At 66.2% G+C, this 22,680-nt stretch carries 21 protein-coding genes; 12 read left to right on the top strand and 9 right to left on the bottom strand.

Annotated features, from left to right (window positions below; translation table 11 throughout):
• Positions 1 to 335: 335 nt before the first annotated feature.
• Complete coding sequence (dprA, locus tag AC066S_RS31805) at positions 336 to 1,478, bottom strand: DNA-processing protein DprA (RefSeq protein WP_478271460.1); 1,143 nt, start codon at positions 1,476 to 1,478, stop codon at positions 336 to 338.
• 91 nt (positions 1,479 to 1,569) lie between these two features.
• On the opposite strand from dprA, the gene AC066S_RS31800 reads away from it, so the two are divergent.
• From AC066S_RS31800 to AC066S_RS31790, 3 genes are all read left to right on the top strand, one after another.
• The gene (locus AC066S_RS31800) at positions 1,570 to 2,811 is read left to right on the top strand and encodes an amidase (protein WP_478271459.1); all 1,242 of its coding nucleotides are present in this window, start codon (positions 1,570 to 1,572) and stop codon (positions 2,809 to 2,811) included.
• A 75-nt stretch (positions 2,812 to 2,886) separates the two neighbouring features.
• Entirely contained in the window at positions 2,887 to 3,744 is an 858-nt protein-coding gene (locus tag AC066S_RS31795) for a helix-turn-helix domain-containing protein (RefSeq protein ID WP_478271458.1), read from the top strand.
• Between the two features lie 43 nt (positions 3,745 to 3,787).
• Positions 3,788 to 4,378 carry a cupin domain-containing protein gene (locus AC066S_RS31790; protein WP_126258579.1) on the top strand — a complete coding sequence of 197 codons (591 nt, stop codon included), beginning with the start codon at positions 3,788 to 3,790 and terminating at the stop codon, positions 4,376 to 4,378.
• An 8-nt stretch (positions 4,379 to 4,386) separates the two neighbouring features.
• Here AC066S_RS31790 and AC066S_RS31785 read toward each other — a convergent pair whose 3' ends face one another.
• The 4 genes from AC066S_RS31785 to AC066S_RS31770 all read right to left on the bottom strand — a co-directional run bounded on the left by AC066S_RS31785 (position 4,387) and on the right by AC066S_RS31770 (position 8,626).
• Positions 4,387 to 5,577: a patatin-like phospholipase family protein gene (locus AC066S_RS31785; protein WP_478271457.1), complete on the bottom strand. Its 1,191-nt coding sequence runs from the start codon at positions 5,575 to 5,577 to the stop codon at positions 4,387 to 4,389.
• 150 nt (positions 5,578 to 5,727) lie between these two features.
• Positions 5,728 to 6,324, bottom strand: a complete 597-nt coding sequence (gene plsY, locus AC066S_RS31780; RefSeq protein WP_126258577.1) for a glycerol-3-phosphate 1-O-acyltransferase PlsY — start codon at positions 6,322 to 6,324, stop codon at positions 5,728 to 5,730.
• A gap of 47 nt (positions 6,325 to 6,371) precedes the next feature.
• The gene (locus AC066S_RS31775) at positions 6,372 to 7,673 is read right to left on the bottom strand and encodes a dihydroorotase (RefSeq protein ID WP_478271494.1); all 1,302 of its coding nucleotides are present in this window, start codon (positions 7,671 to 7,673) and stop codon (positions 6,372 to 6,374) included.
• A gap of 5 nt (positions 7,674 to 7,678) precedes the next feature.
• Positions 7,679 to 8,626, bottom strand: a complete 948-nt coding sequence (locus AC066S_RS31770; protein ID WP_028135931.1) for an aspartate carbamoyltransferase catalytic subunit — start codon at positions 8,624 to 8,626, stop codon at positions 7,679 to 7,681.
• A 161-nt stretch (positions 8,627 to 8,787) separates the two neighbouring features.
• Here AC066S_RS31770 and AC066S_RS31765 point away from each other — a divergent pair, with 161 nt between their 5' ends.
• From AC066S_RS31765 to AC066S_RS31750, 4 genes are all read left to right on the top strand, one after another.
• The gene (locus tag AC066S_RS31765) at positions 8,788 to 10,191 is read left to right on the top strand and encodes a caspase family protein (RefSeq protein ID WP_478271456.1); all 1,404 of its coding nucleotides are present in this window, start codon (positions 8,788 to 8,790) and stop codon (positions 10,189 to 10,191) included.
• Positions 10,188 to 10,961: a M15 family metallopeptidase gene (locus AC066S_RS31760; protein ID WP_478271455.1), complete on the top strand. Its 774-nt coding sequence runs from the start codon at positions 10,188 to 10,190 to the stop codon at positions 10,959 to 10,961. Before AC066S_RS31765 ends, AC066S_RS31760 begins: the two co-directional genes overlap by 4 nt.
• Before the next feature lie 20 nt (positions 10,962 to 10,981).
• Positions 10,982 to 12,625 carry an isovaleryl-CoA dehydrogenase gene (locus AC066S_RS31755; protein ID WP_478271454.1) on the top strand — a complete coding sequence of 548 codons (1,644 nt, stop codon included), beginning with the start codon at positions 10,982 to 10,984 and terminating at the stop codon, positions 12,623 to 12,625.
• Positions 12,626 to 12,739: 114 nt separating this feature from the next.
• On the top strand, positions 12,740 to 13,504 hold the full coding sequence (locus AC066S_RS31750; protein ID WP_135169406.1) for a CPBP family intramembrane glutamic endopeptidase: 765 nt from the start codon (positions 12,740 to 12,742) through the stop codon (positions 13,502 to 13,504).
• Here the strand turns inward: AC066S_RS31750 and AC066S_RS31745 are convergent.
• Both AC066S_RS31745 and ruvX read right to left on the bottom strand, forming a co-directional pair.
• Positions 13,501 to 14,424, bottom strand: coding sequence for an AEC family transporter (locus AC066S_RS31745; RefSeq protein WP_126258571.1), 924 nt, complete (start codon positions 14,422 to 14,424; stop codon positions 13,501 to 13,503). The two genes, AC066S_RS31750 and AC066S_RS31745, sit on opposite strands and share 4 nt — an antisense overlap.
• 3 nt (positions 14,425 to 14,427) lie before the next feature.
• A complete protein-coding gene (gene ruvX, locus AC066S_RS31740; RefSeq protein ID WP_478271453.1) occupies positions 14,428 to 14,919 on the bottom strand; it encodes a Holliday junction resolvase RuvX in 492 nt (163 codons plus the stop codon).
• Between the two features lie 45 nt (positions 14,920 to 14,964).
• On the opposite strand from ruvX, the gene AC066S_RS31735 reads away from it, so the two are divergent.
• Entirely contained in the window at positions 14,965 to 15,177 is a 213-nt protein-coding gene (locus AC066S_RS31735; RefSeq protein ID WP_126258569.1) for a hypothetical protein, read from the top strand.
• Between the two features lie 444 nt (positions 15,178 to 15,621).
• Positions 15,622 to 17,775, top strand: coding sequence for a DNA/RNA non-specific endonuclease (locus tag AC066S_RS31730; RefSeq protein WP_478271452.1), 2,154 nt, complete (start codon positions 15,622 to 15,624; stop codon positions 17,773 to 17,775).
• A gap of 104 nt (positions 17,776 to 17,879) precedes the next feature.
• Here the strand turns inward: AC066S_RS31730 and AC066S_RS31725 are convergent, their stop codons facing one another.
• Entirely contained in the window at positions 17,880 to 18,815 is a 936-nt protein-coding gene (locus tag AC066S_RS31725; protein WP_126258567.1) for a cyclase family protein, read from the bottom strand.
• Between the two features lie 195 nt (positions 18,816 to 19,010).
• Positions 19,011 to 19,901, bottom strand: a complete 891-nt coding sequence (locus AC066S_RS31720; RefSeq protein WP_478271451.1) for a LysR substrate-binding domain-containing protein — start codon at positions 19,899 to 19,901, stop codon at positions 19,011 to 19,013.
• Between the two features lie 97 nt (positions 19,902 to 19,998).
• On the opposite strand from AC066S_RS31720, the gene AC066S_RS31715 reads away from it, so the two are divergent.
• The 3 genes from AC066S_RS31715 (at position 19,999) to gatC (ending at position 22,668) form a co-directional block, all read left to right on the top strand.
• On the top strand, positions 19,999 to 20,976 hold the full coding sequence (locus AC066S_RS31715; RefSeq protein ID WP_478271450.1) for an NAD(P)H-dependent flavin oxidoreductase: 978 nt from the start codon (positions 19,999 to 20,001) through the stop codon (positions 20,974 to 20,976).
• A gap of 188 nt (positions 20,977 to 21,164) precedes the next feature.
• Positions 21,165 to 22,241, top strand: a complete 1,077-nt coding sequence (locus AC066S_RS31710; RefSeq protein WP_478271449.1) for an NAD(P)H-dependent flavin oxidoreductase — start codon at positions 21,165 to 21,167, stop codon at positions 22,239 to 22,241.
• A 139-nt stretch (positions 22,242 to 22,380) separates the two neighbouring features.
• Positions 22,381 to 22,668, top strand: coding sequence for an Asp-tRNA(Asn)/Glu-tRNA(Gln) amidotransferase subunit GatC (gatC, locus tag AC066S_RS31705; RefSeq protein WP_126258563.1), 288 nt, complete (start codon positions 22,381 to 22,383; stop codon positions 22,666 to 22,668).
• The last annotated feature ends 12 nt before the right edge of the window (positions 22,669 to 22,680 follow it).

The raw sequence follows: 22,680 nt of genomic DNA, 5'->3' as shown, positions 1-22,680 counted from the left end.
AAGTCTGTCACCGCCATCCTGAGGTGCTCGTCCTGCAACGCAGGGCGAGCCTCGAAGGACGATGGCCCGGCTGCATCCCGGCCGCTCATCCTTCGAGGCTCCCGGCGCGATGCTCCGCATCCCGCCACTCGCGCCTCAGGATGACGGGTTCAACATTGCCGGTGCGCTATAGCGCACATCCGACGATCTTCTCGGTCATTCCGGGGCCCGAGCGGAGCGAGGGAGCCCGGAATCCATTTGGCCCCAGCGTAGATGGATGAATGGATTCCGGGCTTGCGACTTCGTCGCGCCGCGGAATGACGAATCCTCAGTGAACGGGAGTTCGAGGCACGGCTCTACAGCAGCGACACCAGGCCGCCGCCGTGGCGTTCGAGCTTTCCGGCCAGCTCCAGCTCCAGCAGCACCGTGCGCACGATCGCGGGCGAGGCGCCGGACATCCGCACGAGATCGTCGATCGTAACCGGCGCCGGGCCGAGCAGGCCGGTGATCTGATCGCGGTCGTGGCCTTGCGGATCGCTCTCGAACGGCTCGCTGTCGGGCTCGCCCGCAGGAAGCATCAACGGCCGCTCCATGATCGGCTGCACCGCGTTGACGATGTCGGCAGCTTCGGTGACGAGGGTCGCGCCCTGCTTGATCAGGTCGTTGGCGCCGGCGGCGCGCGGATCGAGCGGGGAGCCCGGCACCGCAAACACCTCGCGGCCCTGTTCGGCCGCCATGCGCGCGGTGATCAGCGAGCCCGAGCGGTGCGCCGCCTCCACCACGACGACGCCGAGCGAGGCGCCGGAGATCAGGCGGTTGCGGCGGGGGAAGTCGCGGGCGCGCGGCTCGTGGCCAAGCGGCATCTCGGAGATCGCAGCGCCCTCGTGGTCGAGCACCGCCGTGAGCAGATCGCCATGCTCGGGCGGATAGATGCAATCATGCCCGCCGGCCAGCACCGCGATCGTGCCGCTCTCGACGCTGGCGCGATGCGCGGCCTGATCGACGCCGCGGGCGAGGCCCGAGATGACGACGAAGCCGGCCTCGCCGAGCTCACGCGCGAGCAGGCCCGCGAATTTCAGCCCGGCGCCGGAAGCGTTGCGCGAGCCGACGATGGCGATCATCGGCCGCATCAGGGTTTTCGTATCGCCACGCACGGCGAGCAGCGGCGGTGCGTCGTCGATCATCGCCAGCCGGGCCGGATAGCCGTCCTCGCCGGGCGCGCGCCAGGCGATGCCGAATTTGCGGCTCGCGGCCAGCTCGGCCTTGGCTTCATCGGCGCTACAGATGCGGCCCGATCGCTGCGCACCGCCGCGGCGCGCGAGATCGGGCAGCCGCTCCAGCGCGGCGCGCGCCGTGCCGAAATGGTCGACCAGCGAGCGGAAGGTGCGCGGGCCCACGTTGTCGGAGCGGATCAGCCGCAGGCGGTCGATCCGCTCAGCCTCGGTCAGCTCCACGCTCGGATTGATGGCGTCCACGGCGGCTCCTTGTAGCCCCAGCATGGAACAACCTGAGGGCGTTGCGCAACAGCGACGTGCGCTTGCGTGGCTTCGCGCCGATGCTAAAAGCGATGCCAATAAGAAGGATTTTGCCATGATCTCACTCGCCGACCTCCAGCACCGCATCGAAGCCGGCGAGTTGTCGCCCGATGCCGCCATCGCCCAATCGCATGCGGCGATCGAGGCGCGGGAGAAGGACGTCCGCGCCTTTGTCCGCCACGACAAGGCGGCAACAGCGCAGGCTTCCGGCCCGCTGCGCGGCATCGCGGTCGGCATCAAGGACATCATCGACACCGCCAATATGCCGACCGAGATGGGTTCGGAGATCTACCGCGGCTGGCAGCCGCGCGCTGACGCGCCGGTCGTGATGATGCTGAAGCGGGCAGGCGCTACCATCATCGGCAAGACCACGACCACGGCGTTTGCCTCGCGCGATCCGACGCCGACGCTCAATCCCCACAATACAGGTCATTCGCCGGGTGGCTCCTCCGCGGGCTCGGCGGCGGCGGTCGGCGCCGGCATGATCCCGCTGGCGCTCGGCACCCAGACCGGCGGCTCGGTGATCCGGCCCGCGGCCTATTGCGGGACTGCTGCGATCAAGCCGTCGTTCCGCATGCTGCCGACGGTCGGCGTGAAGTGCTATTCGTGGGCGCTCGACACGGTCGGCCTGTTCGGCGCCCGCGCGGAAGATCTCGCGCGCGGACTCCTGGCGATGACGGGCCGTACCGAGTTTTCCGGCATCGTTCCGGCGAAGGCGCCGCGGATCGGCGTGGTCAGGCAGGAGTTCGCAGGCAGCGTGGAGCCGGCGGCCGAACAGGGCTTGCTGGCCGCGATCAAGGCCGCGGAGCGCGCCGGTGCCAGCGTGCAGGCCATCGATCTGCCCGAGGCTGTGCAGGAGGCCTGGCGCATCCACCCCATCGTCCAGGATTTCGAGGCGCATCGCGCGCTGGCCTGGGAATTTTCCGAGCGTCACGACGAGATCGCGCCGATGCTGCGGGCAAGCCTCGACGCGACGGCCCATCTGACGCCGAAGGAATATGACGAGGCGCGCCGGATCAGCCGTCGCGGCCGCCGCGAGCTCGGCGAATTGTTCGAGGGCGTCGACGTGCTCTTGACCTATTCGGCGCCGGGCACCGCTCCGGCCAAGGAGCTCGCGACCACAGGCGATCCCCGCTACAACCGGCTCTGGACGCTGATGGGCAATCCTTGCGTCAACGTGCCGGTGCTGAAAGTCGGCGGCCTGCCGATCGGCGTGCAGGTGATCGCACGCTTCGGCAACGACGCCCGCGCGCTCGCGACGGCCTGGTTCCTGGAGAACGCGCTGGCGCGGGCGTGAGCGTGAACGTGCCCTCAACTGTATGTGAACGCGGCGGAGGCAACTGCGCCGCCGCTCGGACGACCAACTGAATTCATGGCTCTTCCACACCGACAGGGTCCGCGCGGCCCGCAATTCTTCGCTGCGCGCGAAAGTCTCGGCGAGATCGTCGAGACGCTTTGTGACGTCGATCTCGCGGATGCCGCGACCGCCTGCGCGCGAACGATCAAGGTGCTGCCGGCGACGTCGCCGGTGCTGATCGTGCACTATCGATCGCCAATGGCCTCGCAACGCGGAGTCTACAAGCGCACCGTCAAAGGCATGCACACGCGCGCGGCGGCGCTGAAGCCGAGTGGTCCGGTCGGTGTCGTGCTGGTGCGGTTGAAGCCCGAGGCGGCCGATCGCGTCCTCGGGGTCAAGCCTGCCGAGCTGCTCGATGCCAGCGTCGAAATCTCAGACATCTTCGGCGACAACGCTGCTGCATGTCTTGAAGAACGCCTCGCCGGGGCTGGCAGCGCGGCTGCGCGCGTGACTTGCATGCAGGGCTTTCTCGAGCAGAGGCGCAGGCCGTCACGGCTCGATCCGCTGGTTGCACAGGCGATGCGGGCTATCAGGCGGAATCCGGCGATCTCGATGCGCAGGCTCGCCGATTGCCTCGATGTCGGCGAACGCAGCCTTCAGCGTCGCTTCAAGACCGAGACCGGTGCGTGCGCGAAGCGGTTCGCCCGGATCGAGCGGATGCTGCAGGCGATCGCCGCGCGCCGGACCGGCGCCGATTGGGCCGATGTCGCGCATGCGTGTGGATTCACCGACCAAGCGCATCTGATTCGCGACTTTCGCACTTTCGCAGGAAGCTCGCCGGAGGTTTTCTGCCGGCGTGTTGCGGCCGACAGATGGCAGGGGTGGAATGACGAACTCGCCTCGTCGGATTTTTACAATACGTTCATTACCTAGGCCGCTAACAGCGCGTCTCCAGACTTCGCAAGGAGACGCAAACATGTCGACAGAATTCGCCCGCGGCACCCGGCTGCGCAATGCCTTCAACAAGGAGACGTTCGTCTTCTCCGGACTGCTCGACAACCGCGACGTCGCACGTTTCGGTGTGATCCTCGAAAAGGGCGGCTCTGGCGGCGGCAACGCGCTCGTGCACGTGCATCCCGGCGCGGACGAGCACTTTGCAGTGAAGAGTGGACGCATCAAGTTCGTCATCGACGGGCGTGAGCAGTTGGTGGACGCCGGCGGCAGCGTGACCGTGCCACGCGGCAGACCGCATTATTTCTCCAATGCGGGCGACGGTAACGCCGAGTTCGAGGTCTCGTTCATGCCGGCGCAGCAGCATCTGCGCTTCTTCGCCAATTTCGCAACGCTCACGGCGAAGCAACCTGCGTGGTTCTCCAGCGCGGGCGATCCGAACTTTCTCCTGATTGCACTGGTGCTCCACACCTATCGCGATCACCTCTATCTCGCGGGCGTGCCGATCTGGCTTCAGAAGCTGCTGTTCGCGACGCTTGCGCCCGTGGCGCGCCTCGTCGGCTATCGCATGGCAATCGAGCCGCTACCCCGGGCCGCGTCTGGTTCGGACGCCTGAGGCGCAAATCAGAGCAGCGCCGGCTCGGCAGCGGGCAAGACGCTTGGGGCCTCGGTCCCGACCGCATCGTGTCCGAGCCAGCGCTCGGCGGCCGCGCGACCGCTCCGGTGCAGCAGCCGGATGAAGCCGCGGCCGAGATCGGTCGATGAACGCTGCGCCAGGCCGTCAACGGAGTCTTCCGCCGCGATCCTGGTGAGCCGCAGCGAAGAGGCTGCGTGGGACTGCGCCCATGCGATCGCCGCGATCTCGGCATTGAGCGCGGCGTTGGCCGCGATCTGGTCGAGCCGGCGGTCGATCGCCGCGAGGGTGATCGGCACATAGCTGTCGCGTGCCGGCGTGACCTGGACGAGCAGGACGTCGGACGTCGTCGTCTGCTGTACCAGCCGCAGCAGCGGCGGATTGCCGCCGATGCCGCCGTCCCAATATGCCTCTCCGTCGATCTCGACGGCGCAGTGAACCAGCGGCGGGCAGGTCGAGGCCAGCGCGACGTCGGCGGTGACGGCGTCGTTGCGGAAGATCTGCTGCTGGCCGTCGCGGATCCGCGTCGCCGCGATCAGCAGCTTTGGTGCTCTTGGATCTTGCAGCGCAGTGAAATCAATGTCGCGCGACAGCGCCAGCCGCAGCGGATCGAGATCGAACGGATCGAACTGGCCCGAGCGCAGCGTCGGGCCGAACGCGACCGAGCTTCCCGCCGGCGAGAAACCTCCGAGCAGCATCAGCGAGCGGAACGAGGCCTCGTGCATCAGCCGGGCCCAGAACCGGTTCAGCCGGCTGCGGGCGCCTTCACGGCCGCCTTCGGCAAGACCGCAAGCGAGCAGCAGCGCATTGATGGCGCCGGCACTGGCGCCGCTGATGGTGTCGATCTCGATCGGCTCTTCCAGCAGCCGCTCCAGCACGCCCCATGTGAAGGCGGCAAAGGTGCCGCCGCCCTGCAGCGCCAGCGACAATCGTCGCGGCGGCCATTGGCCGGAACGCGCCTGCGGGAGCGCGACCGGTGCAGCCTTGGTAACCACGACGTCGCGCGGCGCGCTCGCTTGCGCGGCGGGCTCAGGCTGCGCCACTTGCGGCGAAACGGGCGCGGAGGCCGGCGGCGGCGCGTCGGACCAGATATTGGTCGCCGACAGCAGCCGGCTCGCCGCGCTGCCGGAAGCACTGAGCGAACCAACCCCGTCATGCGCGCCGACAATCATCTCGCTCATTCTGAGCAACCGCCTAACGCCGTTTCCTGTGTCAGGATGACAGGCATGGAACCCGTTCGCTACTGTCTGCACCGAGCGGTGCGGGAGTTGCGAACAGGATTTGGCATATAATGCGAAGGATGTGCGGCGATATCCGTACTTTTTCCGGATTCAGGCCTTCTCGCCAATCCGGCTTTCCTTGCCGGCTTGCAACCGCTTGATGTTCTCGCGATGCGCGTAGAACAGAAGCAGCGTCAGCACCGCGAACAATGCTGCGAGCGCGAGGTGGCCGAACCACCACAGGAAGATCGGCGTGATGAACGCCGCCACCAGTGCCGACAGCGAGGAGTAGCGGGTGGTGAAGGCGGTCGCCAGCCAGAGCAGGCAGAACACCACCATGCCGGGCCAGAACAAGCCAAGCAGGACGCCGATGTAGGTCGCGACGCCCTTGCCGCCTTTGAACTTGAGCCAGACCGGGAAGAGATGGCCGAGGAAGGCGCCGAGCCCGGCCATCATGGCGGCGTTGGGCCCTGCGATATAGCCGGCGATCAAGACGGCCACGGTGCCCTTGAGCGCGTCGAGCAGCAGGGTGCCGGCGGCAAGGCTCTTGCGCCCGGTGCGCAGCACATTGGTGGCGCCGATGCTGCCGGAGCCGATCGCGCGGATATCCTGGGTGCCGGCGAGCCTGGTCAGAACCAGGCCGAACGGAATCGAGCCGAGCAGGTAGCCGATGACGAAGGCCACCGGCAGAAATGCTTCAAGCCCCATGGCGGCCTCTCCGAAGACTGGATTTCAATGTCGCGGGATCGCGGACGTCAGATATGTTCGTACACCGTCCGGCCGCCGACGATGGTGCGCACTACGCGGCCGGTAAAGCGGGCCTCGTCGAACGGGGTGTTCTTGCAGGGCGATTTGAGGTCGGCGGGATCGACCACCCAGGGCACATCGGGGTCGATCACGATGACGTCGGCCGGGCTGCCGACGCGCAGGGTTCCGCCAGGCAGGCCGAGCAGCTCGGCCGGACGGGTCGACATCGCCCGGATCAACGTCTTCAGGTCCAGCTCGCCATTGTGCACGAGGCGGAGACCGGCGGGCAGCATGGTCTCGAGACCGACGGCGCCGGGCGCGGCTTCAGCGAACGGCAGGCGCTTGACCTCGACGTCCTGCGGATTGTGGTCGGACATGATGACGTCGAGCAGGCCGGAGGCCACCGCGGCCACCAGTGCCCGGCGGTCGTCCTCGCTGCGCAGCGGGGGCGACAGCTTCAGGAACGACCGGTAGGGGCCGATGTCGTTCTCGTTCAGCGCCAGATGGTTGATCGAGACCGAGGCGCTGACGGCGAGCCCGGCGTCGCGGGCACGCTGGAGGATGTCGAGGGAGTCGATGCAGCTCAGCGAAGCCGCGTGATAGCGGCCCCCGGTCAGTGCGACGAGGCGCATATCGCGTTCGAGCATGACGGCCTCGGCGGCATTCGGGATACCCATCAGGCCGAGGCGCGAGGCGAACTCGCCTTCGTTCATCACGCCTTCGCCGACGAGATCGGGGTCCTCGGTGAAGTGCACGATCAGCGCATCGAAATCGCGCGCGTAGGTCAGCGCGCGGCGCATCACCTGCGCATTGGTCACGCTTCTGGCGGCATCGCTGAAAGCGACGGCGCCCGCGGCCTTGAGCAGGCCGAACTCGGTCATCTCCTGGCCGAGCATGCCCTTGGTGAGTGCCGCCATCGGCTGGATGTTGACGATCGCGGTGTCGCGGGCGCGGCGCATCACGAAGTCGACGGTCGCCGAATTGTCGATCACCGGCGAGGTGTCGGGCTGGCAGATGATGGTGGTGATGCCGCCGGTCGCGGCCGCCTGGCTCGCGGTGGCAAAGGTCTCGCGATGGCTGAAGCCGGGCTCGCCGACGAAGGCGCGCATGTCGACCAGGCCGGGTGCGACGATCTTGCCGGCGCAATTGACGATGTCGGTACCCTCGGGGACGCCGGCCGCGCCAATGCCGCGGCGGGTCTCGCGGATGGTGCCGTCGGCGATCAGGACGTCGCCGACACCGTCGAAATCCCTGGAGGGATCAACGACGCGGGCGTTGGCGAGCAGGATGGGGCGGCGATCGATCAGCATCGGCATCACGCGTTCGGCAGGTTACGGGCGAGCGCTTCCAGCACCGCCATGCGCACCGCGACGCCCATCTCCACCTGTTCGCGGATCAGGGACTGCGCGCCGTCGGCCACGATCGAGTCGATCTCGACGCCGCGGTTCATCGGGCCGGGATGCATCACGAGCGCGTCCGGCTTGGCGTAGGCGAGTTTCTTCTGGTCGAGCCCGAAATAATGGAAATATTCCGACGACGACGGCACGAAGGAGCCGTTCATGCGCTCGCGCTGCAGCCGCAGCATCATGACGATGTCCGCGCCGTTGAGCCCCTCGCGCATGTCGCGGGCGACCTCGACGCCCATCCGCTCGATGCCGGGCGGCAGCAGCGTGGTGGGGCCGACCACGCGGACGCGGGCGCCCATCGTGTTGAGCAGGATGATGTTGGAGCGGGCGACGCGCGAATGCAGCACGTCGCCGCAGATCGCGACCACCAGCCCTTCGATCCGGCCCTTGTTGCGGCGGATGGTGAGCGCGTCGAGCAGGGCCTGGGTCGGATGCTCATGGGCGCCGTCGCCGGCATTGATCACGGAACCGTCAACCTTGCGTGCCAGCAGTTCCACCGCGCCGGAGGCGTGATGGCGCATCACCAGGATGTCCGGATGCATCGCGTTCAGCGTCATCGCGGTGTCGATCAGGGTCTCGCCCTTCTTCATCGACGAGGAGGAGACCGACATGTTCATGACGTCCGCGCCGAGCCGCTTTCCCGCGAGCTCGAACGAGGATTGGGTCCGGGTGGAGGCCTCGAAGAAGAGGTTCACCTGCGTCCGTCCCCGCAGGACGGTGCGCTTCTTGTCAACCTGGCGGTTGAGCTCGACATATTCTTCGGACAGGTCGAGCAGGCCGGTGATGTCGGCCGCGGAAAGGCCCTCAATGCCCAGCAAATGCCGGTGGCCGAGGACGAAGGTCGATTTCGATGTCATTAAAAGCAGAGCTATAGGGGGGGATGGGGGGTGGGGCAAGCTGCAAATCCGGCCTGCGGACTTATCCACGGCGCTTTACCGGCAACAGGGCGCCGCCGGCCTGTGTTCGGGGCTGCCGCTTTGCGCTAGACTCGTCCCTTCGTTGGGTCAGGGGCCGGCTCATGACGAGCATGCGGTATTTTAATCGACTGGCGCGCAATGTTGCTGCGCTGGCGGCCGTGTGCCTCGTCGGCATGGCGACCCCGGCGCTGGCGGAGAAGCGCGTGGCACTCGTGATCGGCAACGACCGCTATCCGAACTTGCCGCCGGACCGCCAATTGAAGAAGGCGGCCAATGACGCGACCAGCGTCGCCGACGCGCTGCGGGCACTCCAGTTCGAGATCGTGCTGGGGACCAATCTCGGCCGGCAGGGCATGATCGACCGGCTCGCCGATTTCACTGCGCGACTTGAGCCGGGCGACACGGCGGCCGTGTTCTATGCGGGGCACGGTGTGGCGATCGCGGGGGTGAACTACCTGGTGCCGAGCGATGTTCCGGCCGTGAGCGAAGGCGCTGAAGGGCGGGTGCGCGGGGCCTCGATCGCCGAGCCCGACCTGATCGCAGAGCTCCAGGCAAAATCAGTGCGGGTCGCCTTCGTCGTCATCGACGCCTGCCGTGACAATCCGTTTCCGCGCGCCGCCGGCCGCTCGATCGGGAATACGCGGGGGCTCGCGGATGCGCGGCCGGCGCGCGGGATCTTCACGCTCTATTCGGCCGGGATCGGCCAGACCGCGCTCGACCAGCTCGGCAGTAACGATGCCGCAAATAATTCGGTGTTCACGCGGATCTTCGTCGAGCAGCTGAGGCGGCCCGAGCTGCATCTCGGCGACCTCGCGGTCGAGGTACGCGAGCGCGTGGCGGCGTTGGCGCTGACCGCGACGGACAATGGCGGCCAACCGGCGCCGCATGAGCAGACGCCGGCCTATTACGACCAGACGCTCGGCGGGCGAATCTATCTTTGGGAGGCGGCACCGTCGACGCCGCGCGTGGCAGGCATGCTGGTGAAGCCGCCGGCAAAGCCTGCGGTCGCGGAGCGCGCGACGATGCGTCCGCCGCGTCCGTCCGCGGCGGGTGAAAGCTGCGCCCGCAGCGGCTTCGAGACCTACTGCGTCAGCTCGATGCTGAAGCCGCAATTCGGCAATTCATATGGCGCGGTGAACCTGTTCGACGCCTCGACGGGGACGGCCTGGGTCGAGGGTGCAGCCGGCAACGGCATCGGCGAATGGATCACAGTCGAGTTCGACACCCCGCGACGGGTCAAGTCGATCCATGTGCAAAACGGCTACCAGAAGAACTCCGACATCTTTTCCAAGAACAACAGGGTTCGTCAGATCCGGGTGCTGTTCTCCGGCGGCGAGTCGCAGGTCTTCATTCTCGAGGACAGGCTGTCGGCGCAACTGCTGACATTGCGGCCGGCGGTGACGGCCCATTGGATGCAATTGATCATCGACGACGTCTGGGCCGGCAACAAATACACGGACACCGCGATCACGAAACTTCTGGTCAGCTCGGATCCGGTGCAATGACCGCAAGGACAGGGATCGCGGCGCGTGCGGCGCTCGGTGTGCTGCTTGCCATATCGGTGCTCGCGCCGGCGCGGGCGCAGGGCTTGCCCGGCGATTTCGTCTATCTGCGGGAGATCGATCCAACCATCATCCAGGACATCCGCTACGCCACCTCGAACAATTTCGTCGGCCGGCCGCTGGCCGGCTACAATGCCGGTGAATGCGTGGTGAAGCGGGAGGTCGGGCTGCGGCTGAAGGCGGTGCAGCAGGAGCTGGCCGCGCAAAATCTCTCGCTCAAGATGTTCGACTGCTACCGGCCGGCACGGGCCTCGCTCGACATGGTCAAGTGGTCGCAGAACGGTCACGAGACCGCCGCCGAGCGGCGCTACAATCCCAAGATCCCCAAGACAGAGCTGTTCCGCCTCGGTTACATCGCAAGCCGTTCGCAGCATTCCACCGGCGCGGCGCTCGATCTGACGCTGGTCGATCTCAAGGCTGACAATTCCGCAAGATTCGACCCGTCGAGGACCTATGCCGATTGCACCGCGCCGGTCGAAGCGCGCGCGCCCGAAGGCAGCGTCGATATGGGGACCGGCTACGACTGCACCGACGCAAAGGGCCATACCGCGGCACCGTCGATCACGGCGGAACAACGCAGCTGGCGCAAGCGGCTGGTGGCGGCGATGGCCAGGCAAGGCTTTGTGAACTATTCGAAGGAGTGGTGGCATTTTTCCCTGCCTGGGGCCGGCGGGGCGGCCTATGATTTCCCGATCCAGCCGCGACGGAACTGATTTCGCGCCGAGGAAACTTGATGACCCAGCCGAGCTTTGCGACCCACGAGGTCTTCAACCAGTCACCGCCGTTCGAGGATATCGACCTGTTCGCCGTGGACCGGCCGCTGGTCGAGGCGGTGAAGGCCAATGGCGGCGCGGCGGCGGAACGCGAGCTGTCCGAGTTCGGCAAGCAATGGGGCTCGGCCGCGATGGCCGATCGCGGGCGCCTCGCGAACGAGAACACGCCGAAGCTGCGCACCTTCGACGCCAAAGGCAATCGCCGCGACCAGGTCGAGTTTCACCCGGCCTATCACGAGCTGATGGCGCACAGCGCCCATGCCGGCGTCCATAATTCGACGTGGACTGCGAACGGCAAGCCGGCGGGCGATGCTGCCGAGGTCATTCGTGCGGCGAAATTCTACATGGCGGCCCAGGTCGAGACCGGCCACCTCTGTCCGATCACGATGACGCGCGCCTCCGTCGGTGCGCTGGCGATGCAGCCGGACCTGCTCGGCAAGGTGATGCCGGTGCTGTCGACCAAAAGCTACGATCCGAGCTTCGCACCGTGGTGGCAGAAGCGCGGCATGACGCTCGGCATGGGCATGACCGAGAAGCAGGGCGGCACCGACGTGCGCTCCAACATGACGCGCGCGGTGCGCGATGGCGAGGCCTATCGCATCACCGGCCATAAATGGTTCATGTCGGCGCCGATGTGCGATGCCTTCCTGGTGCTGGCGCAGGCCGAGCAGGGCCTGACCTGCTTCTTCATGCCGCGCTTCGCACCGGATGGATCGGTCAACGCGATCCAGTTCCAGCGGCTGAAGGACAAGCTCGGCAACCGCTCCAATGCGTCCTCTGAGGTCGAGTTCGTCGGCGCCTATGCGCAAGCGGTCGGCGAGGAGGGCAAGGGCATCCGCACCATCATCCAGATGGTGCAGCTGACGCGGCAGGATTGCGCGATCGCCTCGGTCGGCCTGATGCGCTCGGGGCTGGCGCACGCGCTGCATCACGCCCGTCACCGCAGCGTGTTCCAGAAGCATCTGGCCGACCAGCCCCTGATGCAGGCGGTGCTGTCGGACATGGCGTTGCATGTCGAGGCCAGCACGGCCCTGGTGATGCGGCTCTGCCGCGCCTTCGATCGCACCCCGCACGATGCGGCGGAGGCGGCCTATATGCGGCTCTTGACGCCCGCGATCAAATACTGGACCTGCAAGAGCGCGCCGCCGTTCCTCTATGAAGCCATGGAATGCCTCGGCGGCAACGGCTATGTCGAGGACGGCATCCTGGCGCGGCACTATCGGGAGTCGCCGGTCAACGCGATCTGGGAAGGCTCCGGCAACGTGATGTGCCTCGACGTGCTCCGCGCGCTCTCGCGCGAGCCGGAGCCGGCGATGGCCGTGCTGCAAGCGCTTGCGGCCGAGACCAAGGGCTTGCCGGGGGCAGGGGAGGCGGCCAGCTTCATCAGCAAGACTTTTCGGCGCGCCGACGGCGAGCGCGTCGCGCGGCTTGCCGTCGAGAAGCTGGCGCTGCTGGCCGCGGCCGCGGCGCTGAACGGCGTGTCGCCGCGCAATGCCGAATTGTTCGCGGCGAGCCGGCTCGCAACCAGCCACGCCAGCATGTACGGCGCCGTGGAGCTGGAGAGCGGCGAGGTCCGTACGCTGCTGGAGCGGGCGCTGCCGTGATTGTTATTCCGTCATTCCGGGACGCCCGAAGGGCGAACCCGGAATCTCGAGATTCCGGGTTCGGTCCTTCGGACCGCCCCGGAATGACGGTGTTTTCCTAACGAAAGCCCACTGATGGATTCCCTCAATCCCGACCATCCGCCGCTGACCATGACGCCGGCGACGCCACGCGTCTGGAAGTTCTGGGGCACGGCGCTGTGGGGCCTCATCATTTTCGTCGCGATGTTCGTCGGGCAGATCGGCGCCGTCGTCCTGCTGGCGGCGCAGCGCGGCCTGCCGATGGATCTCGCCTCGATCCAGCTCGTCGGCCGCGAGCCGCAGACGCTCGCGCTCTCGGTCATCATGGGCCTGCCGGCGACACTTCTGGCGGTGTGGCTCGCCATTGCCATCAAGAAGGCTTCCTTCGTCGACTATCTCGCGCTGCACTGGCCGTCCTGGAAGCAGCTGCTGTTCGGCGCCGTCGGCCTCATCCTGATCGTGCTGGTCTGGGAGACGATGTCGCGCGCGCTCGGCCGCGAGGCGACGCCGGGCTTCATGACCGATCTGTTGAAATCGGGCCGCGACAAGGGCGCGGCGCTGCTACTTCTGTTCGCCTTCAGCGTGGCCGCGCCGATGTCGGAGGAAGTCTTGGCACGTGGCTTCCTCTACCGCGGCTGGTCGGCGAGCTTCCTGCGGGCATCAGGCGCGATCCTGCTGTCGTCCTTGGTCTGGACAATCGTGCACCTGCAATACGACCTGTACTTTCTGGCCGAAGTCTTCTGCATCGGTCTGTGGTTCGGCTACATGCGCTATCGTGCCAATTCGCTCTGGCTCACCATCGTGCTGCACGCGTTGAACAATCTGACCGCGGTGGTGCTGACGATGTGGCTGGGGAGCTAGGCCGCCAGCGCGATCGCGATCGGCATCGTGATCGCCGCCAGCATCGTCTGCAGCGTGATGATCTGCGCCAGCAGCGGGGCGTCGCCGCCCATCTGGCGGGCAAGGACATAGGCGCTGGACGAGGTCGGCACCGCCGAACAGATCGCCACGATCGCGAGGCTGTTGCCGGAAAGCCCGAACCAGAGACCGAGCCCCATCGCGAGCGCGGGCATCAGCAAGAGCTTGAAAACGACGCCAACGGCTGCGCCGAGGCTTGGACGGAAGAGCCCTTCAAGATGCAGCCCCGCGCCTGTGACGAGCAGGCCGATGGCGAGGGAGGAACTGCCGAGCGCGTCTGCAACCTCATGCCAGAGCCTTGGCAGCGGCAGGTGGGTGACATTGACAGTAAGGCCGATGATGCAGGCCCAGATTAAGGGATTGCGCACCAATGTCACGACGATGGCGCGGCCGGATTGCTTTTCCGGCGATGCGTAACGAGCGAGCACCGAGACGCTGAACACGTTGACAAGCGGGATGATCGCCACCATCGCCACGGAGGCGAGCGCCAGCCCGACATCGCCGAACAGATTGGCGGCAATCGACAGCGCAACGAAGGTCTGCCAGCGCGTCGCGCCCTGGAAGATCGAGGTGAAGGCGGGACCGTCGATGCCGAGCCGCGCCAGGGCAGGGCGGAGCGCGAGGCAGAGCAGCGACATCGCCAGCGCCGACAGCAGCAGCGCGCCGCCGACGCCGGCGACCGGCACCCTGGAGAGGTCCGCCTTCACCAGGGTCTGGATCAGCAGCATCGGGAACAGCACGAAATAGGTCAGCCGCTCCAGCCCGTGCCATTGCGTGTCGAGCCGCATCAGGCTGCGTTTCAGCACGATGCCGAGCACGATGAGGATGAAGACTGGCAGCAGCGCCGCGATGACGACGGCCATGGGTCAGTCCGGTCCCGGGCTGGCGCGAAGATTGGCGAGACGGTCGAGCGCGCCTTGCAGGATGAAGATCGCGGCGTGCTCGTCGATCACCTCGGCGCGCTTGGCGCGGCTGACGTCCATGCCGATCAGTTCGCGCTCGACCGCCGCGGTCGAGAGGCGCTCGTCCCACAGGCCGATGGGAAGCGCGGTCAGGCCGGCAAGGTTGCGGGCGAAGGCGCGGGTGGATTGCGCGCGCGGACCCTCGCTGCCGTCCATGTTGATGGGCAGGCCGAGCACGAATCCGGTCGCCTTGCGCTCCGCCGCAATCGCGAGCAACCGGGCGGCGTCCCGCTTGAATTGCGCGCGCTGGACCGTCTCGACGCCGGTCGCCAGCCGCCGGTCCGGATCGGACACGGCAACGCCGATGGTCTTGGTGCCGAGGTCGAGCCCGACCAGCGCGCCGCGCGCGGGCCAGTGGGTTGCAGCATCGACGAGAGGCAGGATAAGAGCCGGCATGGATAGCGCATATCATGCGCCGCGCCGCGGAGTGAACCCGGAACAATGGATGCGCTGACATTATTCGGCCTGTTCGCCGTCACGGCGATGCTGCTCACTTACGCCCTGGAGGATCGCAGCCATTGGTACGTGTTGCTGTTCGCCGCGTCCTGCGCGCTCGGCTCGGCCTACGGCTTTCTCCAGGGCGCCTGGCCGTTCGGCCTGGTCGAAGCGATCTGGGCCGTCGTGGCGCTGCGGCGGTGGCAGCTCAGGCCCTAAAGCATGATCCGGAAAAGTGCGCAGCGGTTTTCCGAAAAGATCATGCTTAAACAACAACCTGAAGCGCGATGACGATTCATCCTAATCGCGTCGCGCTTTGGGCCGTCCCGCGGGAATAAGCGCGTGCGTAGTAAGGCACAAGCGCATCGTTGATTTGTGGGAAATCTCACACTGATGACGTGCAGACCATGGCATGATGCCGTGTGGTTGCGTGCCAATAGATATGCAGGTTTAAGGTAGTGTGGGGGTGAATCCTCCGATTTTCAAGAACGATCGGCCGCGGCCGGCATTCCGGCCCGCGCTGCAACCTTGGCGCAAATTTTCTGGCGCTCCGACCACGTCCAATATTCGCCCATTCATTGAGAGGTCATGATGCTCATCAAGCCAAGCCTGATCGCGGGCTCAGAAAGGCGATTCAAGCAAGCCGAGTTCTCACCCGAAGCCTTGAACCGGAAATTGGGCGACGGTCCGATCGAGATGTCCGTCGAAAAGATGCGCGTGCGCCAGCGCCAGCTGCTGGCCGAGACGCAGGACATGGAGAAGGCCGAGATCGGCCTGGAGCGGATCATCCAGGGCAATGATCTCGACAGCATCAATTATCTCGCCAAGGGGACCGCCGCCTCGCGCTCGGTCTGCCGCATCCAGCTCAGGGACCTCAAGTCGAACCTGCTCGGCTATGGCTCGGGCTTTCTGATCGGGCCGGGCCTGCTGCTGACCAACCATCATGTCTTCGGCAAGCCGGCCGACGCGGCCAATTCGATCGGCGATTTCAACTACGAGCTCGACGTCTCGGGACAGGAGCGCGTGCCGGTGCGGTTCGGCTTCGAGCCGGGCAGATTCTTCTACACCAACGACAGGCTGGATTTTTCGGTGGTCGCGGTAGCGCCGACCTCGCTGTCAGGCGGGGAGGAGCTGGAAGACTTCGGATGGCTGCCGCTCAGCGCCGCGCCCGGCAAGGCGGACCCCGGCGAGTACCTGACCATCATCCAGCATCCCAGCGGGCAGATGAAGCAGGTCTGCGTCCGCGAGAACAAGCTGCTCAAATATGTCGGCGACTTCCTCTGGTACAACACCGACACGACGGCGGGCTCGTCGGGCTCGCCGGCGTTCAACCGGTTCTGGCAGGTGGTCGCGCTGCACCACAGCGGCATTCCCCGCAAGGATGCGCAGGGCCGCACCCTGACCAAGGACGGCAAGGTGTGGAAGCCGTCGATGGATGAATCCCTGATCGACTGGATCGCCAATGAAGGCATCCGTATCAGCGCGATCGTCGCCGATCTCAAGGTTGCCGTCGGCTCCCATCCCCTGATCAAGCCGGTCCTGGACGAGGAGGAGCCGCCGATGCGGCAAGAGATCGCGAAAGTCCGGGCGCCGGCTGCCGCGCCTGCTTTCGGCGCCAATGTCTGGGTCGAGCAGTCCCTCGACGGGACCTCGCTGGTGGTCCCGATCCGCGTGCCGTTGCCGATGTTCAAAAAGGAAATCCCATTCGCGCCGCTCGCACCCGTGCCGGGACCTGCGGGAGGCAACGGAGGGGCGCCGAACGGCGGCACAGCAAATGGCGGCGCGCCCTTGATCACCCGACCGGCCGGCCTGCTGCCGCACATCAGCGCGAACAACGGGCTGCCGATGGAGGCCGTGCATATCGATCAGAGCACGCTGAAATCGCGTCCCGGATACAAGGCGAATTTCCTCGGCACCGGCAAATTCTCGGTGCCCCTGCCGAAGATTCCGGCCTCCCTCAAATCGAGGGTCGCGATGCTCAAGGGAAGCTCCCGGCAATCCGAGCTGAAATATTTCAACTACAGCGTCGTCATGAACAAGGAACGCCGGCTCGCCTTCTTCAGCTGTGTCAATATCGACGGCGGCAAGCAGCAGGACGTCGGCAAGCGCGAGGGCGATTCCTGGCTGCGCGATCCGCGCATCGACGACGAGGCCCAGATCGGCGACGAGTACTACCGCAAGCAGGCCACGTTCGAGGCGGATCGCAGCAAGAATCCGTTCGACCGCGGTCATCTCGTGCGCCGGCTGGACGCGACCTGGGGCGACACCGTCGCCGCGGCCAAGCAGCATGGTGACGATTCCTTTCACTTCACCAATTGCTCGCCGCAGTTCTTCTCCTTCAACCAGGGCAAGCAGCTCTGGGCGGGACTGGAGGATTATACGCGCGATGTCCTGCTCGAAGGCGAGGAGAAGGGCATCGTCATGAACGGTCCGGTGTTCGACGGGCCGGACGCCGACGGGTCCGATCTGCCCAATCCGGCGGGCCGGCCGCACAAGGATCCGAGCTTCGGCGGCGTCCAGATCCCGAAATATTTCTGGAAGATCCTGATCCGGCGCAACGAGGACGACGACGCGCTCAAGGCGGCGGCCTTCCTGATGAGCCAGCGAAAGCTGGTCATGGAGATCGACCGCATCCAGGAGGTGGATCTACGCGAGCGGATGTCGGAGGAGGACGTCAGCGTGTTTCAGGTCTCGATCGCGGACCTCGCTAAACTGACCAAGCTCGATTTCGGCAATCTCACGGATGTGGATTCGCACGAGGCGACCGCGGTCGGCCCGCGGCGGATCGAATCTTATGAGGATATCCGGCTCAAATAGGAGCTTTCTCGTACGGTGCGAAACCGGCGCGCGATCGGGTGAGGGCAGCGGCGCAGAGACACCGCATGACCCTCACCCGACGGTCTTCCGGACCCGCCTCGGCGTCAGCGGATCGCGATCGGGTTGATCATGGCCTGCACGCCGCCGGTCAAGCGCGGCTGTCCCAGCACGAACAGGAATTCATAACCCTTGTCGCGGGCGAGCGCGGCCGTGTCCATGTTCTCGAGGATGTAGGTCCCGTTCATCGCGAGCAGGATCTGGTGCACCTCGAACACGGTCTTGGATTCGAAAGGCAGCACCTCGAGTCCCCAAGTGTCGGCGCCAACCGCGACGACGCCCTTGCCGGTGAGATATTTTGCGCCTTCGACGCCGAGGCCGGGCTCGCCGGCCGAGTAGCGCTTGTCGTCCTTGCCGATCAGGCTGAGCCAACCGGTGTGGAAGATGACGACGTCGCCCTGGCGGATCTCGACGTTCTGCTGCTTGGCGGCTTCCTCGATCTCCTTGACGTTGAAGGCCGTGCCTTCCTTCACCACGTCGGTCTTGAAATAGGCGGCCATGTCGAGCAGCACGCCGCGGGTGACCATCGGCGGCACCTTCTCGATGCCGAGCTTCTTCAGACCGTTGGGATCGGCGAAGTCGGCAAGCTTGTTGCCGTTGTAATAGACATGCTCGATGCCGAGATGGCCGAGGCCGTCGAGCTGGCTGCCGATGCCGACCCAGGTGTCGAGGATGTCATCGTTATAGGTGGCCTTGTTCGGACCAAGCCCCGCGCTGCCGGCCTGTCCCGGCTGCACCACCGTGATCTTGTAGGTGCGCGGCGGATAGGCAGGCGTTTGCGGCGTGACGGGAATGCCGAGGGCGTAGGTCTTGCCGGTCTTCACCAGCGATGCCGCCTTCACCACGAGCTCAGGCGTCATGTAGTTGGCGGCGCCGATCTCGTCGTTCGGCCCCCATTTCGACTTGGTCCAGTCCTGTGCGCTTGCAGTTCCTGATATCGCCGACAACGCAGCGACACAGCACAACACGAGCGTATTGCGCATCGATAGTCCTCCCGATGTTCTTGCCGATGTTTGGCTTCGTTATGGTTTCGCGCCGGCCAGTCACGCATCCTAACGTAGAACCGTCGCGCGCTTCAAAGCTTTTCGAGCCATCGGCGACAACGACCGACCCTCGCGAACCGATTCAAGCGTGATGAATTTGTGACGAATTTCGTCGCGTGGAACGCGGCGTCTGCGTCAGGCCGCGATGACGTCCTCGCCGTTGGTCAGGCAGCCCGCGAAACTCTGAAGCGCGCTGGTTTGATGTCCGGCGCGACGCTGGATGAAGAGCGTCTCGACGCGCGCATGCGACGGGCTCAAGGCGTGGATCGAGACGGTACCATTCATGGCGCTGCGCTCGACGACAGCACGCGGCAGCAACGTCACGCCCATGTCGGCGGCGACGCAGCCGATCATGCCGTCGAGCGTGCCGAGCTCGAAGCGGGCCGCCGAAGGCCAGCCGAAGTCGACGAAGATCTGCTCGAGCCGTTGGCGGTAGGTGCAGCCGGTGCGGAACACCAGCGCGGTCGGGCCGGATTCCGCAGTGCCGGCACGCAGCTCGGCAAGCGAAGCCCAGCGTCGCGCGCTAACCAGCACCAGCTCCTCGCGGAACGCGCTCGTCGCGGTGAGATCGGCATGCGCAATGGGACCGGCGATAAAAGCGCCGTCGAGCGTGCCTTCGAGCACGGCTGCGACGAGGTCGGCGGTGGTTGCGGTGCGCAAGGAAAGCCGCACGGCGGGAAAGCGGCGGTGGAAATCGGCGAGCAGCGGCGGCAGCCGCACCGCTGCCGTCGTTTCCATCGAGCCGATCGCAAGCGGTCCCTTGGGTTCGCCATCGTCGCGCGCAGCGAGCACGGCCTCGCGCGACAGCGCGGCCATCCGTTGCGCGTAAGGCAAGAGGCGCTTGCCGGCGCCGGTCAGCGTCATGCCGCGGCTGTGGCGTTCGAACAGCGGCGTGCCGATCTCCGCCTCCAGCGCCTTCACGCGCTGGGTGACGTTCGACTGCACCGTATTCAGCTCCTCCGCGGCACGGGTGATGCCGCCGGTGCGGGCCACACTGGCAAAGGTCTGGAGATCGCTGAGTTCCATGGCGTCGTTTCGCTTTCGAGATGGCAGCGTTCGCAACAATTCATTTCTGAAGAATGCTAGTCGTGCCTAGTCTCGCTGTCCAGATCGGGGAGAAGCCATGCCGATGACGACGTCGCTGACCACGCTGCTGGAGATCGCACATCCGATCTTGCTGGCGCCGATGGATGTCGTCGCCGGCAGCCGCCTGGTCGCGGCTGTGAGCCGCGCCGGCGGGTTCGGCATTCTCGGCGGCGGCTACGGCGAGCGAGCGTGGCTGGAGCAGGAGACTGCGAAGCTCGCCGAACTGCGTGCGCCGTTCGGGATCGGCTTCATCACGTGGAGCCTCGCCAAGCGGCCCGATCTTCTCGACATCGCGCTCGGTGCGAAGCCATCGGCGATCATGCTGTCGTTTGGCGATCCCGCGCCGTTCGCGCCCAGGATCAAGTCCGCCGGCGCACGCCTGATCTGCCAGGTGCAGGACGAGACGATGGCGCGACAGGCGCTCGATGCCGGTGCCGATGCCCTGATCGCGCAGGGAACGGAGGCGGGCGGGCATGGCGCCTCGCGGACCACCGTCGATCTCGTGCCGGCGATCGTCGATCTTGCCGCGGGCCGCGTGCCGGTGGTCGCGGCCGGCGGCATCGCGGACGGGCGCGGGCTCGCCGCCATGATGATGCTGGGCGCGAGCGGCGTGCTGCTCGGCACGCGCTTCTATGCGAGCCAGGAGGCCGACGGCGCGGAGGAGGCCAAGCGGCGCATCTGCGCGGCAAACAGCGGCTCCACTGTGCGCGGCATCATCTTCGATCTCTCGCGCAACAATGTCTGGCCGGCGCCCTTCACCGGGCGGTGCCTGATCAATGATCACGCCCGGCGCTGGATCGGCCGCGAGGTCGAGCTGATGCAGAATGTCGCCGCAGTTGCCGTGGACTATGCCGCGGCGAAAGCGGCCGGCAATTTCGACGTCGCGGCCGTCATCGCCGGCGAGGCGGTCGGCCTGATTCATGATATTCCCCCGGCGGCCGAGATCGTCGAGCGGATCGCGGCCGAGGCGGAACAGTTGCTGGAAGGACGGCGGAACTCTGTGATAGCGGCGTAGAGTTTTTACCCTCCCCTGGAGGGGGAGGGTCGATCGCGCGAAGCGCGAGCGGGGTGGGGTGACAGTCTCTCCATTGAGGCGGTGCCCGTGTGGAGAGATCACCCCACCCCGCTTCGCATTTCGCTTCGCTGCATGCGAACCGACCCTCCCCCTCCAGGGGAGGGTTAAAAGACCGAGAGAGAACAACCATGTGGCCTGACCGTCGACTGATCGATCTGTTCAAGACCGAATTCCCGATCGTGCTGGCACCGATGGCCGGTGTGATGGATGCCGAGCTGGTGATTGCGGCCGCGCAGGGCGGCGCGCTGGGCTCGCTGCCTTGCGCGATGATCGCGCCGGAGAAGGCGCGCGAGCAGGTCGGTCTGATCCGCCAGCGCGTCAAGGCGCCGGTCAACATGAACTTCTTCTGCCACACACCGGCCGAACTGACGGGCGAGGCCGAAGCGCGCTGGAAGCAGCGGCTCGCGGGCTATTACGCCGAGCATGGTCTCGATCCCGCGGCGCCGATCGCAGCGGCGAACCGGGCACCTTTCGATGCCGCCTTCTGCGAGGTCGTCGAAGAGCTGAAGCCGGAAGTCGTCAGCTTCCATTTCGGCCTGCCTGAGCAGGCGCTGCTCAAGCGGGTGAAGGCTGCGGGCTGCCTCGTCATCTCGTCGGCGACGACGGTGAAGGAGGCGGTCTGGCTCGAACAGCGCGGCGTCGATGCCGTGATCGCGCAAGGCGCCGAGGCGGGCGGCCATCGCGGCATGTTCCTGACCGACAAGATCGCCGAGCAGCCCGGCACCTTCGCATTGGTGCCGCAGGTCGCCGATGCCGTAAAGGTGCCTGTCATCGCGGCCGGCGGCATCGCCGACGGTCGCGGCATCGCTGCGGCCTTTGCGCTCGGCGCCTCCGGCGTGCAGATCGGCACCGCTTATCTGCGCTGTCCGGAATCAAAGGTCAGCGCGGGCGGCCGTAAGGCGCTCGCCGAGGCGGGAGATGAATCCACCGTTATCACCAATGTGATGACCGGCCGGCCGGCGCGCGGGGTCCAGAACCGCCTGATGCGCGAGACTGGCCCGGTGTCGCCGGATGCGCCGCCCTTTCCCCATGCGGCGACCGCGCTGGGACCGCTCAAGGCGGCTGCCGAAAAGCAGGGCAGGGTGGATTTCACCAATCTCTGGGCCGGGCAGGCCATTGCGCTCGGCCGCGAGGTCCCCGCCGCCGAGTTGACCCGGGATCTCGCCAAATCGGCCTTGGCTCGGCTGAAAGCGCTGGCCGGATAAGCCTCCAGCTTCTTGTTTGCGCATGATCTTTTCGGAAAACCGCTTCACACTTTTCCGGATCATGCGCTAGCGCCGGTTGCGGCGCAAAAGCGGCCTCTGCTATACGGCACATGGGTTTTGCCGTGAGAGGCCTTATATAATGTCCGTCGACGCCGCTACCGTCCGCCGCATCGCGCATCTGGCGCGCATTGCGGTTTCCGAGGACGAGGTTCCGCATCTTCAGGGCGAGCTCAACGCCATGCTCGCCTTCGTCGAGCAGCTCTCGGAGGTCAATGTCGAGGGCGTGGAGCCGATGACCTCGGTCACCCCGATGCAGATGAGGAAGCGGCAGGACGTGGTCGACGACGGCGGTATCGCCGACGATATTGTCGCCAACGCGCCCGCGACCGAAGGCCACTTCTTCCTGGTGCCGAAGGTCGTCGAGTAGCATGGCGCTATC

Source organism: Bradyrhizobium sp. CFUWI (assembly GCF_056429085.1).
This window is presented reverse-complemented; position numbering and strand designations above follow the sequence as displayed.

Bases quoted from the DNA above. Each gene is read 5' to 3' on its own strand.
- dprA (WP_478271460.1), bottom strand. From the start codon at position 1,478: ATGCTGGGGCTACAAGGAGCCGCCGTGGACGCCATCAATCCGAGCGTG.
- AC066S_RS31800 (WP_478271459.1), top strand. From the start codon at position 1,570: ATGATCTCACTCGCCGACCTCCAGCACCGCATCGAAGCCGGCGAGTTG.
- AC066S_RS31795 (WP_478271458.1), top strand. From the start codon at position 2,887: ATGGCTCTTCCACACCGACAGGGTCCGCGCGGCCCGCAATTCTTCGCT.
- AC066S_RS31790 (WP_126258579.1), top strand. From the start codon at position 3,788: ATGTCGACAGAATTCGCCCGCGGCACCCGGCTGCGCAATGCCTTCAAC.
- AC066S_RS31785 (WP_478271457.1), bottom strand. From the start codon at position 5,577: ATGAGCGAGATGATTGTCGGCGCGCATGACGGGGTTGGTTCGCTCAGT.
- plsY (WP_126258577.1), bottom strand. From the start codon at position 6,324: ATGGGGCTTGAAGCATTTCTGCCGGTGGCCTTCGTCATCGGCTACCTG.
- AC066S_RS31775 (WP_478271494.1), bottom strand. From the start codon at position 7,673: ATGCTGATCGATCGCCGCCCCATCCTGCTCGCCAACGCCCGCGTCGTT.
- AC066S_RS31770 (WP_028135931.1), bottom strand. From the start codon at position 8,626: ATGACATCGAAATCGACCTTCGTCCTCGGCCACCGGCATTTGCTGGGC.
- AC066S_RS31765 (WP_478271456.1), top strand. From the start codon at position 8,788: ATGACGAGCATGCGGTATTTTAATCGACTGGCGCGCAATGTTGCTGCG.
- AC066S_RS31760 (WP_478271455.1), top strand. From the start codon at position 10,188: ATGACCGCAAGGACAGGGATCGCGGCGCGTGCGGCGCTCGGTGTGCTG.
- AC066S_RS31755 (WP_478271454.1), top strand. From the start codon at position 10,982: ATGACCCAGCCGAGCTTTGCGACCCACGAGGTCTTCAACCAGTCACCG.
- AC066S_RS31750 (WP_135169406.1), top strand. From the start codon at position 12,740: ATGGATTCCCTCAATCCCGACCATCCGCCGCTGACCATGACGCCGGCG.
- AC066S_RS31745 (WP_126258571.1), bottom strand. From the start codon at position 14,424: ATGGCCGTCGTCATCGCGGCGCTGCTGCCAGTCTTCATCCTCATCGTG.
- ruvX (WP_478271453.1), bottom strand. From the start codon at position 14,919: ATGCCGGCTCTTATCCTGCCTCTCGTCGATGCTGCAACCCACTGGCCC.
- AC066S_RS31735 (WP_126258569.1), top strand. From the start codon at position 14,965: ATGGATGCGCTGACATTATTCGGCCTGTTCGCCGTCACGGCGATGCTG.
- AC066S_RS31725 (WP_126258567.1), bottom strand. From the start codon at position 18,815: ATGCGCAATACGCTCGTGTTGTGCTGTGTCGCTGCGTTGTCGGCGATA.
- AC066S_RS31720 (WP_478271451.1), bottom strand. From the start codon at position 19,901: ATGGAACTCAGCGATCTCCAGACCTTTGCCAGTGTGGCCCGCACCGGC.
- AC066S_RS31715 (WP_478271450.1), top strand. From the start codon at position 19,999: ATGCCGATGACGACGTCGCTGACCACGCTGCTGGAGATCGCACATCCG.
- AC066S_RS31710 (WP_478271449.1), top strand. From the start codon at position 21,165: ATGTGGCCTGACCGTCGACTGATCGATCTGTTCAAGACCGAATTCCCG.
- gatC (WP_126258563.1), top strand. From the start codon at position 22,381: ATGTCCGTCGACGCCGCTACCGTCCGCCGCATCGCGCATCTGGCGCGC.